The organism is Streptomyces sp. NPDC054796, assembly GCF_053611545.1.
On the sequence record NZ_JBSHAO010000002.1, the window covers coordinates 1 to 12353 of the forward strand.

General features: G+C 72.2%; 11 protein-coding genes and 1 pseudogene. 6 read left to right on the forward strand and 6 right to left on the reverse strand.

Translation table 11 applies throughout. The annotated features are described in order from the left end of the window. The first annotated feature begins 180 nt into the window (after positions 1-180). Positions 181-543: a hypothetical protein gene (locus ACWGJ2_RS01885; protein ID WP_453343954.1), complete on the forward strand. Its 363-nt coding sequence runs from the start codon at positions 181-183 to the stop codon at positions 541-543. Between the two features lie 51 nt (positions 544-594). Next, positions 595-825, forward strand: a pseudogene (locus tag ACWGJ2_RS01890) (IS701 family transposase); the annotation flags it as partial. 81 nt (positions 826-906) lie between these two features. Here ACWGJ2_RS01890 and ACWGJ2_RS01895 read toward each other — a convergent pair. Continuing rightward, positions 907-1197: a hypothetical protein gene (locus ACWGJ2_RS01895; RefSeq protein WP_453343955.1), complete on the reverse strand. Its 291-nt coding sequence runs from the start codon at positions 1195-1197 to the stop codon at positions 907-909. Positions 1198-1415: 218 nt separating this feature from the next. Here ACWGJ2_RS01895 and blaOXA point away from each other — a divergent pair, with 218 nt between their 5' ends. Continuing rightward, positions 1416-2327 carry a class D beta-lactamase gene (gene blaOXA, locus ACWGJ2_RS01900; protein ID WP_453343956.1) on the forward strand — a complete coding sequence of 304 codons (912 nt, stop codon included), beginning with the start codon at positions 1416-1418 and terminating at the stop codon, positions 2325-2327. Here the strand turns inward: blaOXA and ACWGJ2_RS01905 are convergent. Next, on the reverse strand, positions 2218-3813 hold the full coding sequence (locus tag ACWGJ2_RS01905; RefSeq protein WP_453343957.1) for a nucleotide disphospho-sugar-binding domain-containing protein: 1596 nt from the start codon (positions 3811-3813) through the stop codon (positions 2218-2220). The genes blaOXA and ACWGJ2_RS01905 overlap by 110 nt on opposite strands. A gap of 539 nt (positions 3814-4352) precedes the next feature. On the opposite strand from ACWGJ2_RS01905, the gene ACWGJ2_RS01910 reads away from it, so the two are divergent. Beyond that, entirely contained in the window at positions 4353-6110 is a 1758-nt protein-coding gene (locus ACWGJ2_RS01910) for a formyltransferase family protein (RefSeq protein ID WP_453343958.1), read from the forward strand. 33 nt (positions 6111-6143) lie between these two features. Further along, on the forward strand, positions 6144-6923 hold the full coding sequence (locus tag ACWGJ2_RS01915) for a phytanoyl-CoA dioxygenase family protein (RefSeq protein ID WP_453343959.1): 780 nt from the start codon (positions 6144-6146) through the stop codon (positions 6921-6923). A 57-nt stretch (positions 6924-6980) separates the two neighbouring features. Here ACWGJ2_RS01915 and ACWGJ2_RS01920 read toward each other — a convergent pair whose 3' ends face one another. From ACWGJ2_RS01920 to ACWGJ2_RS01935, 4 genes are all read right to left on the reverse strand, one after another. Continuing rightward, positions 6981-7676, reverse strand: coding sequence for an SDR family oxidoreductase (locus ACWGJ2_RS01920; protein ID WP_453343960.1), 696 nt, complete (start codon positions 7674-7676; stop codon positions 6981-6983). A 39-nt stretch (positions 7677-7715) separates the two neighbouring features. Continuing rightward, positions 7716-8633, reverse strand: a complete 918-nt coding sequence (locus ACWGJ2_RS01925; protein ID WP_453343961.1) for a cupin-like domain-containing protein — start codon at positions 8631-8633, stop codon at positions 7716-7718. 482 nt (positions 8634-9115) lie between these two features. After that, the gene (locus ACWGJ2_RS01930) at positions 9116-10207 is read right to left on the reverse strand and encodes a 1-aminocyclopropane-1-carboxylate deaminase/D-cysteine desulfhydrase (RefSeq protein WP_453343962.1); all 1092 of its coding nucleotides are present in this window, start codon (positions 10205-10207) and stop codon (positions 9116-9118) included. After that, the gene (locus ACWGJ2_RS01935; protein WP_453343963.1) at positions 10204-10437 is read right to left on the reverse strand and encodes an MbtH family protein; all 234 of its coding nucleotides are present in this window, start codon (positions 10435-10437) and stop codon (positions 10204-10206) included. Before ACWGJ2_RS01935 ends, ACWGJ2_RS01930 begins: the two co-directional genes overlap by 4 nt. A 380-nt stretch (positions 10438-10817) precedes the next feature. Between ACWGJ2_RS01935 and ACWGJ2_RS01940 the strand changes: the two genes are divergently transcribed. After that, positions 10818-12200, forward strand: a complete 1383-nt coding sequence (locus ACWGJ2_RS01940; protein ID WP_453343964.1) for an MFS transporter — start codon at positions 10818-10820, stop codon at positions 12198-12200. Positions 12201-12353: the final 153 nt, after the last annotated feature.

The window sequence follows — 12353 nt, forward strand, 5'->3', positions numbered from 1 at the left end:
CGTGGGTGTTGGTCGCCCCTGCCTTTCTTTTTTTTTTGTGGGGGCCGCTGGTGGGGGGGGGGGGGGGGGGGGTGTTTTTCGCGCCCCCCCCCCACCCCCCGCGACTGCCGACCACGACCCTTCCTACAGTCGACTCAAAAGGATCAGGAAAGCCATTACTGATCATGAGGGAGGACCCGAATGCGCAAGGGCAAAATGCGTAATCTCAGAATGTCGCTCGCGGCCGGGGGAGCGGTGGCGCTGCTCGTATTCACACCGACCGCTGCGGTGGCGGATGTGACGACCATCGCGTGGGATCCGGCAGGATTTGCCCGATTCAATGGCTACGGGGAGCACCTGTACGCCTGCGACCTTCTCCCGGAGGGGGCCGAGGTGTGGGCCCAGGCCAAGTGGGACAACGAGATCAAGGGCTGGGCCATCGACACGGATGGCTACGCAGGTGATTGCGGCCATGAGAACCTCTCGATCCCGGAGGGACAGGACGTCAACATCCGGGTCTGCGTCGGCGGGTACTGCAATGCCTGGAAGGACAGCGAGGCGTAGACCGCGAGGCAGCGAAAAGGATCGGTCGCGGCGAGGCTGCTGAGGTTCAGCGGCATCGGCTATGTCCTCGCGGTGGCCTGCACAACCGAAGTGCCCGCCGGTGCAGGCACGTTCCGCGCCGATGCCCTGGTGAAGAAGGTGCCGACGCGGGCCTGGCAGAAGTTCTCGGCCGGGTGCGGCGCGAAGGGGCAGCGGTTCTACGACTGGGCCGTCATCGACCTCGCCGAGGCAGCCCCGGGCCGCCACCAGCTGCTGCTCCGCCGCAACCGCAGCACCGGTGAACTCAACGAATGGCTGTGACCAGCACGGTCGAAACACGCCCTCGGGGTGCTCCGGAGTCACCCTCCAGCGCCGTTCAGCGCATCAGCTGTACTGCACCCACAGCTCCCACACGTTCGGGCCGGGATAGCACCAGTACTTCAGCCACCGGCCGTGAGCGTCCCCGTTGGCCCCCACGCTCAGGCACTCGGACTTGGTCGCATACGTGCCGTATTTCACGGCCGGGGCCGGGATGGCCGCGAATGCGGTGTTCCCGCTGCCCACCACCGAGAGTTCTCCGGAGCCGGGAGTCGCGGACGCTTGTGCCGCAGTGGCAGAGAGCCCCACTCCGGCAGTCGCGATGACGAGTGCCGCACTTGCGACGAGACGCTTCATTTCCCCTCCTGCACATCAAAAACCATGACGGTGAGTCCTTCGCGGACTGCCCCAACGTGCCGCGCCGACCTTGCGCGAACCTTGAGGAAAACTGGAAACAGCCGGTCAGCTCCGCCGGCCACCAGCCAGTGACGGCATGGGCGCAGGCGCGTACAGATGCGCATCCCTCGCGTGTGTCCCTCGGCCGGGGGCGGCAGTGGCTCCGGTAGCCTCGCCGCGTGAGCAGCACACCATGGCATCGCAGAGTCGGCGCCTGTGCGGCGTCCGCGCTTCTCCTCCTGCTGTCCGCCTGCGACGGCTCCTCCGGCACGTCCTCTCCGCCGGAGCGTACGGAGAACAGGCCCGCCGCCAGCAGTCCGGCCGCACGGCGGGATCCGGCTCCGGTGGTGCGCGACGATCTGGAGTCGGTGTTCCGCCAGGCCGGCACACGGGGCGCGTTCGCGCTGTACGACGTGCGGGACCGACGGTGGACGCTCGTGAACCGCGAACGGGCGGAGCGGCGCGCGGTCCCCGCCTCCACCTTCAAGGTCATGAACAGTCTCGTCGCGCTGGAGTCAGGAGCGGTGCGGGACGAGTCCGAGGTGGTGCCCTACGGCGGGAAACCGCAGCGGCTGGAGGCGTGGGAGCACGACATGAACCTGCGCGACGCCATCCGCGCCTCGAATCTGCCGGTGTACCAGGAGGTGGCCCGCCGCATCGGACGGCACACGATGGAGAAGTGGCTCGACCGCGTCGGCTACGGCAACCGCCACATCGGTCCGGATGTCGACCAGTTCTGGCTGGACGGTTCGCTGAAGATCTCCCCCGTGGAGCAGGTGCGCTTCCTCCACCGGCTGTCGGGCCGCCGCCTCCCGGCCTCGGCGGACAGCCAGCGGACGGTGCGCGACATCCTGCCCGTCGAGGGGCACGGGGACCGGACGGTGCGTGCCAAGACCGGCTGGGCGCGGCTTCCGGACACCGATCAGGGCTGGTGGGTCGGCTGGGCCGAGCACGACGGGCGCCGCTACTGCTTCGCGCTCGTCATGGACGTCGAGCGCCCCGGGCTGGCGGACAAGCGGATCGCTCTCGGCCACGAACTGCTGCGCCGTCTCGGCGTGCGGCTGCCGGAATCCGCCGCCACCAAGGCGTGACGGGAGGCGGTCCGGACCGCCACGCGCCGTCCGGCGACGCCTCTTCCGGCTCCCGCTCCCGCGGCCACGCGCCGTTCCGTCGCCCGCCCTCCGGGCGGGCCCCTTCCGAGCGGGCCCCGGCGGCCGGCCCGGCCCCTCCCCCTCGGGCCCCTCGGGCGGGCCCCGGCGCGGAGAGCAGCTCCGCGACGATCCCGTCCCCCGGGTCCTCCTTCCGCAGGATCCCGCCCAGCCGGTCGAGCCGGGCCCGCACCTCCGGGTCGGCGGCGACACCGGTCGCGGCGCGGCGGATGTCACCGGCGGTGTCCCGGTCAGCGCGGCCCCGCCGTCCGACGCCATGGAAGACCACCCGGGCGGCGTTGCCGAACTGGTCCACGCGCCTCGGGAAGACCACCATCGGCACCCCGAGGAGCAGGCACTCCTTCACGCTGTTGTGCCCGCCGTGCGTCAGTGCCACCGAGGCGCGGCGGAGCGTGGCCAACTGCGGCGCCCAGGTCACGGCGTGGACGTTGTCGCCCACACCGTCGAGCGAGGCGATGATCCGCTCGTCCGGGACAGTGATCAGGAGCGCCCACTCCGGGTCCCCGGCGAAGGCCGCCGCGACATTGCGGGCGAGCCGCGCGCAGGTCGGGTCGATGCTGAGGGCCACAGTGCCGACCGAGAAGTACGCCAGCTTGCGGCCCGGTTCCAGCCACGACCAGTCGAAGGGCGGCTCTTCGCGCTCCAGGTCCACGCAGGGCCCGGCGTAGCGGGCACCGGGCGGGGCAGGGTCGGGCGAGAACTCGAAGTGCCGGGAGGCGAGCACCAGTTCCAGCGTGCCGTCGAACCGGATGTCGTAGGACAGCGGTCTGCGGACGAACCGCTTGCGGAAGGGGAACCGTGCCTCGCGGGAGGCCGCGCGCATGATCCGGCGTACGCTCCACCCGCTCCGCAGTCCGGCAGCGGCGGCCGTGACCCGGAACGTCCAGTACCCGGCCCACTGCCAGGCCCAGCGGAACTGCACCTGGCATCGGCCCCACGTGGTGCTGCGCGGGACGAGCCCGGAGGTGTACGGGGGCGTGTGCGCGTCGCGCCGGAAGAGGGTCTTGGTCGACAGGGCGACGACGGGCACTCCCTCGGCCCACCAGAAGGGGTAGAACGGCAGCAGGAACGGGTCCATGACCACCAGTTCTGGCCGGGTCTCGCGGACCACCGCCGCGATTTCGTCCCGGGCCGCCCGTACCAGGCCGCGGATCCGGTGCCGCGCCGTCAGACGGCGCCGCAGCGGGCCCGGCGGGCGCGGCGCGCTGTCAGCCGGGTCGTCCAGGCCGGTGGCGTACAGGGGAAGGAACCCGTGACCGTGTGCGCTGACGGTGTCCCGCGCCCGTGGCGGACCGCAGTAGTCGACGCGTGCGCCTGCCTCGGTCATCCGCCGGGCCAGCAGCAGCGTCGCGTGGATGTGGCCCGGGTGGGCGTCGACGACGAAGAGCACGCGCCGGACGCCGGTCATGACGCGCTGCCGTCAGGCATGGCGGGTGAGGCGGGTGCGGCAGGTGAGGCCGTCACGGAGCGGGAACCGGACGGGTGCGAACGCTGCAAGGCCCTTTTTCCTCCTACTCGGACGCCGAGGGCCCGGCACGGTGAAGGGCACTGCCGGACCGCTCGAAGTGGGCCGGGGACACCACCGGAGGTACGGTCCGTGCCGCGCACGGGGCCGTCCCGGCATGACGTGATGACGCCGGATTCGAAGGACTGCGCTGCTCCCGGGACGGACACCGCATCGGTATCGGGGATCGGTATCGGGGAAGGAAAGAACGCCGGGCCGGAATGCGGTCCGGCGCCGGTTCACCGTAAAGAACGATGCTAGCCGCAGTGGAACAGCCCGTCGACCCGCCGGACGAATCCGGCGGCGAGCGTACCGCATTGCCGGGGAAGGATTGTGGTGACGCCTCATGGACAATCAACTCGGGTCGTCCGTAGAGTCTTTCGGGCGGTACTGGAAGCGGCGGAAGCCGGTGGATTCCCGTTCGGCACGGCGGTGAGCTGTCCATGAGTACCTCTCCTTCCCCCGGATTCTCCTTCTCCTGTTGCGTCACCGGCTCGGCCGCATTCACCACGCACTGTGCGGATCTGCTGCTCGACGCGGGGCACGATGTTTCCGTGGTCGTCAGCGCGAACAGCCGGGTCTCCTCATGGGCCGAGCGGCGCGGCATCCGGCGCGTGAACGATTTCCGGACACTCATGGCGGCAGGACCGCCGGATTTCGACTATCTGTTCAGCGTCATCAATGGCGTCGTCCTCTCCCCGGAAGTGCTGCGGCTTCCCCGGAAGGCCGCCGTCAATTACCACAACGGACCGCTTCCTCGGTATGCGGGCGTCAATGCCGCCTCGTGGGCACTGCTCAACGGCGAGACGACGCACGGGGTCACCTGGCACCGGATGGTCGACCGCGTCGACGAAGGCCCGGTGTACGTCCAGCGGCTGTTTCCCCTCGCCCCCGGTGCCACAGCCGGAGAGGTCAACGACACGTGCCGACGGCTCGGCCTGGAGGCCCTCGGCGAGCTGGCCGCCGCGCTCGCGACGGGCCGGGCCACGGAGGTTCCGCAGGACCTCGGCCGCCGCACCTACTATCCGGCGCGCCGTCGTCCCGTCTCCGGCGGGCTGCTGTCGTGGGACCGCGACGCGCGTACGCTCGTCCGCCTTGTCAACGCCCACCAGGTCGGTGGCGTCGTCAACACCTTCGGTACGGCCAGGGTGGACCTCGGCACCGGCGCGGCCGTCGTCGGCGCCGCGCGGGAGACCGGCACACCGTCCACGGCTCCGCCGGGCACGGTGGTGGGCGCGGCGCGCGGCACACTCCGGGTGGCGACGACCACCGACGACATCGAGCTGACGGACGTGACGGACCAGGACGGCGGCGTCGCGGACCTGCCCGCTCCGGGCGGCGTCCTGCCCTCGGTCCCGGCGTCGCTCCAGGCGGAACTGCGGGCCCGCCTGGAGGCCGCGGCGGCACACGAGGCGTACTGCGCCCAGGAGTTCACCGTCGCCGACCGTACCCCGCTCCCCGTGAAGGCTCCCCTCCAGACGGCCGCGTCACCCCATGGCGCCCCGCACCAGGGGCCGTCCGCGCAGGTGAGCGTCGCACTGCCGGAACGCGCCGACGCCGACGAGGCAGCGGGACCGGACGGGGAAGCGGGACCGGGCGGGGAGGCGGGACCGGGCGGGGAGGCGGGACCGGGCGGGGAGGCGGATCCGGCACACCGGCTCCACAGGCTCGTCCTCGCGGCGACGGCGCTCACCGTGGCGGAGCACACCCGACGGGACCGGGTCACCGTGGACCAGCGGCCCCCGGCGGGCGCGGACCTGCCGCCCCGGCTGGGGCGGTTCCTCCGCGCGGGCCTGCCCGTGACCGTCCCCGCCGCCGGTCAGGAGGGTCCCGACGGGTTGCCGGCCGTGGTCTGGGAGCGGACCGGTGAAGCGCTGCGCACCGCGCGGGGCCGCGACGTCCACTCGCGCGACCTCGCACTGCGGCGCAAGCTGCCGCGCACCGGCCTGCCGGTCCGGGCCGGTGTCAGGGCCGGTGTCAGGGCCGCGGCACCCGAGGACGGCGTGGCGCAGCTCGACGTCGTCCTCGACACCGCACGCGGGGAGCTGCGCCTGTCCAGCACCGCCACGCGGGAGTGGCCCGCCTTCCCGGAGGCCGAACTCTCCGCGCTGGCCGACCGGTTGCTGCACTGGCTCCGCCTGCTGCGCACACACGCCGCCGCGCCCCCGGTCCGTGCCGTGCCGGGTGCGGACCGCCGGTGACCCCCTGCTGAAAGGCCCCCGCCGAAAGGAGACATGGTGCACGACACCGTCTTACGCACCCTCGACGAGGCACAGGCCGCCGCCTTCGTCCGGGACGGGTACGTCATCTCCCGCGAGGTGTTCCCGCGGGAGGTGGCCGAGCAGTTCCTGCCCCACATCTGGCGGCGTCTGGACGGCGTGACACCCGACCCCGCCACCTGGCGGCGTCCCAACGAACAGGTCGAGGACGTGCTCACCGACGGGCCCGTCGACGAGCTGTTCACCGCGCGCTACCGCGCCTGTGTGGACGATCTCGTCGGTGCGGGACGCTGGACGACCAAGCGCGGCTACGGCTGGGTGATCTGCCGCTTCCCCGGCTTCAGCAGCCCGCCGTGGCAGCCCCCGCCGACCGGGTGGCACGTGGACGGCATGGACTTCCAGCACCGGCTCACGTCACCGGAACAGGGACTGGTCGGCCTGGAGCTGTTCACCGACATCGAACCCGGCGGGGGCGGCACCGCCGTCCGGGTCGGCTCGCACGCGGTCGTGTCGCGCCTGCTCAGGGACGCGGAGCCGGACGGGGTGAGCTACCCGTGGCTGCGCGAGTGGTGCGCCGAGTTCGAGGGGCTGCCGGTCCGGGAACTCACCGGCGCCGCGGGCGACGTCATCTGGATGCACCCGCACCTCGTCCACGCCCGGAGCCCCAACACCCGCGAGACCGTGCGGATCGCGGCGAACCGCACCATCTCGCTGCACGCGCCGATGGACGTGACGGGCCGGGCCGACGAGTCCCTCGTGGAACGGGCCATCAGGACCGCGCTCGCCGAGGGCTGAGCTGACAGCGGGGGCGGGCCCGGGACCCAGGTCTCCGCCCGGGACCCGCCCCCGCCGTCACCAGGGGATCTCCTTCCCCTCGTGGTCGAGGAACCGCCCCGAGTCACCGGGGCCGAGGCCGTCGATGACGGACACCAGCGCCCGCGCGCTCTGCGCCGGTGAGAGCGGCGCCCCTGGCCCGCCGAGCGCCGTTCTGACCCAGCCCGGATGGACGCTCACCACGGTCACGCCGCGCGGGGCCAGTTGCGCGGCGAGGTTCCTGACCACCATGTTCAGTGCCACCTTGGCCGTCCGGTAGGCGTACCGGGAGCCGTCCTGCTCCTCGGCCATGCTGGCCATCCGGCTGCTGACGGCGACGATCGTCCTCCTCTCGCTGCGCGCCACCGGCTCCAGCAGTGCCTGGGCCAGCTTGAGCGGTGCGTAGACGTTGATCCGCATCGACTGTTCCCACGCGTCGTACGTGATGTGCGGGAACGGCTGCGAACGCCCGCCGCCGAAGGCGTTGTTCACGAGGAAGTCGACGGACTCGCCGGACAGCGAGTCCGCCAGCGCCTCGATCCGCGCGTCGTCGCCGAGGTCGAGCCGCGTCCAGCGGAGCCGCTCTTCGCCGTACCGTTCCCGCACCGCGGCCAGCTCGGGCGGCGGTGCGGCGGCACGCCCTGTGGCGACGACGCGCCAGCCCCGCCGGACGCATTCCTCGGCGAGCGCCAGGCCGATGCCCCGCCCGGCGCCCGTGATGAGTGCAGTGTGCACGCCGTTCCTGTCGTCGTGACGTCCTGTCGTCCTGGCGCCCTATCGCGAGCGTTCCATCACTTCCTGCCTGCGGGTGAAAGCCTTGCGCCCGGCCAGGTGCCGAAAGAGGTACTTGCGGTACGGCTTCATGATCAGGCTCCGCCTGCCGTTCGGGTATCCCCAGCGGCGCAGCGGGGCGTCCCAGAACTCGACGGCCACGACGCACGGGTCCACCGCTGTGGTGAAGTGCCACCAGTGGGTGGGGATGAACAGGCAGTCCCCGGCCTGGAGTTCGGTGGTGTACGGCGTCGTGCGGTCGAACAGCGGGTACTTCTTGCGGTCGATGGCGTCCAGGCCCTGCTCGAAGGGGATCTCGCTACAGAACACCGCCTCGGTCTCGTCGAACCAGGCCTTCGGCCCGTCGGCCAGCCGCCGGGGGTAGAGGTACGGCGAGTCCTTCGGGTCGAAGAGCACGAACCGCTTGCGGCCGGTGAGGAGCTGGGCCACCGCGTCGCGGCCGTTGTGCCAGTGGATGCCCCGGTGGAAGCTGATGAACAGGGCGTGGCGGCTGCTCTCCCGGAAAGGCAGCGCGGGGCGGTCGATCTGGTCGAGCCCTTCCAGCCACGACGGCTTGCGGTACAGCTCCGCGAGATGTCCGACGTGTTCCAGGGGTAACTGGCACACCGCGTACTGCTGTTTCTCCGTGCTGGTGACCGAGCGGGTCAGCTCGATCGCCTCGGCGAAGGGCATCTTGGTGATGACGAACTCGTCATCCACGGTCGGCCCCGAGGCGCCCCAGTCGTAGACCGGGACGGTGACGTCTCCGACGAGGTCGGAAAGGCCGTCGAAATCCCACGCGCTCTGCGGGAGTCCCTTCGCTCCGCCGGCGATGACGACGGGCTTTCCGGCTCGGACATATTCGTGCAGGAACGTCGCTCGGGTGGGGGCCTCGATACGCTCGATCTCACGCAGGTGCAATGTCGGCCATCCTTTCGGGTCGCTGTGCTCGGGAATTTCCGGAGAGCATCCCGTCACGCGCCGGGGGCACGTGCCGGATGTCGCTCTGCCGCACGCGAGAGCCGGAATAAGGGTGGCGGCCGGACCGGTGGGGGAAGGAAACACCCCGGCCGCCGTCGAGTCTTCCGGAAGAGAGGAATCCGGAACCCCGGCTGGGCGACAGAGTCCAGCCGGTCGGTTTCTTCCGGCAGTGAGAGACGGGTGGACATCCTCAGAATGGAGGGTGAAAGCCGTCGGCGGCAAGGAGTCCCGCAATGACGGACCGTTCCGGCCGTCCGCCGGTCGCCGGAATTCTCTTCCGACGCGGCCCGTACCGGACCAGGCAGTTCCTGATGCCCGTGGCCGGTGGCCGCTGGTTCCGGTGCGGCGGCCGACGGCGGGCGCACCCGTCCGCGAGAACCCGCGACCGGCCTCGGGAGGCGAGCCCCCGGATCTCCGCGCTGTCACCGCAGGTGCGCCGCGAGGTGTCCGGGCAGCGGTGGTTCCGCCCGGGCGCCCGGGGCCTTGTCCGGAGGCTGCCCGCGGTTGCTGCCGCTGTGCCAGAACAGCCTGCTGCCGGAGAAGGGGCGGGCGCAGGCTTCGCGCCGGAAGTGCAGGAACGCGGGCGCCGTGTACCACTCGTCCAGGTCGATGCCCTCCAGTTCCCGCAGCCGCGCCGCCTCCTCTGCCGCCCCCGGCAGCGGCTCCCCGTACCCGGTGCCGCTCCAGCCGTCCCGTACGGCCACCTCGTACTCGTGGACGGTCTCCCCCGGCTGCCCCGTGGCCTCCCGCAGGGTCCGCACCGTGTGCCGTGCCCGCGCCAGCAGACCGGGGGCCGCGACGGCCCCGTCGCCCATCACGTCGACGGCCACCACCCGGAACGGCAGACCCGCCAGCTTCAGCCCGGCGGCGATGCCAGCGGCGGTGAGCATCGAGGCGGCGGGCAGATGGACCCGCAGCGGCAGCGGGAGTTCCTGCCGCCTGGCCTGCTCGGCGAGTTCGAGCCCCGCGTAGGCGTGCGCGAGGGCGCTGCGCGGGTCGGCGCCGCCGAAGGGAAGGACGAAGGGCCGCGCACCGTCAGCGCGCAGGGCCCGCAGCTCCGCGGTGACGGCGGGCCCGGCGGGTCGCACCGAGGTGCCGTACTCGACGGGGACGAGGTCGGCGCCCGCCGCGAGGGTGAGCCGCAGGTTCCGCTCCACCATGGGGGTGTGCGGCTGCGGCAGCACCAGCGCGCGGACGCGCAGCCCGAGCGTGCGGGCGTACAGCGCGGTCGCCGCGAGGTGGTTGGAGCCGATGGTGGAGGCGGTCAGCACGGTGTCGGCTGACTCGGCCACCGCGGCGCCGAGGGTGAACTCCAGTGAGCGGGCCTTGCAGCCGCTGAAGACGCGGGCGTTGGTGTCCTCACGCTTGATGTGCGGCGCGGGGACGCCGAGTTCGGCGGCCAGCCGCGTCAGCGGCAGCACCGGGGTGTCGTGGGTGTCGAGGAGCGGGGTGTGCGGGAGGCCCGCGGCGCGGGGCGCGGCGGGGAAGCCGCCGGGGGCCGTGGGCCGGGTCACGCGTGCTGCCCGCCCGAGGTGTCCGCCTCGCCCAGCGCTTCGCGCAGGCTCTTGGGGCGCATGTCGGTCCAGTGGGTGTCGATCCACGCCAGGCAGGCGTCCTTGGTGCCGCGGTGTCCCGCAGGGCGCCAGCCCGCGGGGAGTTCGCGGTCGGCGGGCCAGACGGAGAACTGCTCCTCGTCGTTGACCACGGCGTCGTACACGGTGTCCTGGGGGCTGCCGTCGCTCATGTCCGGGGCGCTCCTCGTCTCGTCGTCGCGGATGGTCGCGGATCGTGCGGGCCTGCGGGGTGCGTACGGATCGGGCGGGTCGTGCGGGGCGTGCGGTACGGACCGGGCCGGTCCGCACCGGAGGCGGGCGGCGAGGAGCACGCCCGTTCCAGCGGAGGCCCGTGCGGGAAATTCCCGTCCACGCGCCGTGCGCCCCGCCCCGTATAGAATCGCCCAGGCCGAATTCCCCGTCCACAGTGCGTGGTGGAGTTTTCCGGCCGCTGTTCCGCGTACGCACGGACGCGTGGGGGGAGATTCCCCTTCCGCGGGCGGAGAGGGGCAACGTGGGGGAATCCTCCGGAAGCGCGAAAGAGAGGACACCGGCTCTTCTTCTCATAGCGATGGCCCAGTTGCTGTTGCTGATGGAATCCGGTATCACGACCATCGCGCTGCCGACCATAGGCAGCGAACTGGGCTTCTCCCCCGGCGGGCTGGCATGGGTCGTCAACGCCCAGACGCTCGCCTTCGGCGGACTCCAGCTCCTCGGCGGCCGGGTCGCCGACTATGTGGGCCCGCGGCGGATGTTCGTCGCGGGCTTTCTGCTGTTCGCGCTCTCCTCGGCCGCCGGTGCCGTGGCATCCTCGCCCGGCCTGGTCATCGCGGCGCGCGCGGGGCAGGGCGTGGGGGCCGCCGCGGTGTCGCCCGCCGCGCTGGTGCTCGTCCTCACCACCTTCCCCGAGGGCCGCGAACGGCAGCGGGCGCTGGGCGTGTACGCGTCGATGGTGGGGCTGGGAGGCGCGCTCGGCTTCACCCTGGGCGGGGTGCTCACCGACTGGCTCGGCTGGCGCTCGATCTTCGCGGTGAACGTACCGCTCGGCGTCCTTGCCGCGCTCCTCGCGCCGCGCCTCTTCCGGGAGGCGGCGACGCGGAAGAGCGGACGCCACTTCGACCTCACTGGCACCCTGAGCATCACCGGCGCCCTGGGGCTGATCGTCTGGGCCACCACCCAGGCCAAGGAGGCGGGCTGGACCTCGCCCGGCACGCTCGGCGCGTACGCGGGCGGGGTGCTGCTCCTGCTGGTCTTCGTACGGGCGGAGAGGCGTTCGCCCGATCCGCTGATCCCGCTGCGGATGTTCCGCAACGCCCCGCTGCGCGGCGCCAACGCCGTCGCCGTGTTCCTGGCGATGGGCCAGTACCCCTTCTACCTCTTCCTGACCTTCTACACGCAGAACTCCCTGGGGTTCGCGCCCTGGCAGGCGGGCATCGCGCAGCTTCCGGCCGCCGTCACGATGACGCTGTGCGCCGGGCTGCCCGCCTCCTGGCTGATCGCGCGGTGGGGCGCGCGGCGCGTGATGGTGCTGGGACTGCTGTGCGCGGCGGCCGGTTGGGCGTGGTTCGCGGCCATGTCGGCGACGGGCTCTTACGCGGTGGACGCGCTCGGCCCGTCCGTGCTGCGCGGCGCCGGACTCGGGCTCGCGATCGTCTCCGTCACCACCACGGCGACCGGCGCGGCCCGCGCGGGCGAGACAGGGCTCGCCTCAGGCCTGATCAACACCACCCAGCAGTGCGGAGGTGCGATGGGGGTGGCGATCCTGGTGGCGGTGTCCACCATGGGCGCTGCCGGGGCCGCTTCCCCGCCGGTGGCCGCGCTCACCGACGGCTACCGTACGGCCGCGCTCACCGGCTGCGGCATCACCCTGCTGGGGGCGCTGCTGGCGGTGCTGCTCGTCCCCGCGGGGACCGGGCGGCTCGCCAGGGGCAGACAGCGACGGGCGGTCGGCTGACGGCCGAGCGGCTTTTCCGGCGCGGGACTTGCCGGGCCCGCTGGGCTTCGCACACGGAAAGAGCGGGAGAGCACGAAGGCGTCGCCGCCCCCGCTCTCCCCCGTCCTCACCCGGAATTGAATTCGCCGCGCGATTTCCCCGTGGAGCCGGTGA

Excerpts from the sequence above, each read along its gene's own strand:
- ACWGJ2_RS01910 (WP_453343958.1), top strand. The coding sequence starts at position 4,353 with ATGAGTACCTCTCCTTCCCCCGGATTCTCCTTCTCCTGTTGCGTCACC.
- ACWGJ2_RS01915 (WP_453343959.1), top strand. The coding sequence starts at position 6,144 with ATGGTGCACGACACCGTCTTACGCACCCTCGACGAGGCACAGGCCGCC.
- ACWGJ2_RS01895 (WP_453343955.1), bottom strand. The coding sequence starts at position 1,197 with ATGAAGCGTCTCGTCGCAAGTGCGGCACTCGTCATCGCGACTGCCGGA.
- ACWGJ2_RS01935 (WP_453343963.1), bottom strand. The coding sequence starts at position 10,437 with ATGAGCGACGGCAGCCCCCAGGACACCGTGTACGACGCCGTGGTCAAC.
- ACWGJ2_RS01940 (WP_453343964.1), top strand. The coding sequence starts at position 10,818 with ATGGCCCAGTTGCTGTTGCTGATGGAATCCGGTATCACGACCATCGCG.
- ACWGJ2_RS01885 (WP_453343954.1), top strand. The coding sequence starts at position 181 with ATGCGCAAGGGCAAAATGCGTAATCTCAGAATGTCGCTCGCGGCCGGG.
- ACWGJ2_RS01905 (WP_453343957.1), bottom strand. The coding sequence starts at position 3,813 with ATGACCGGCGTCCGGCGCGTGCTCTTCGTCGTCGACGCCCACCCGGGC.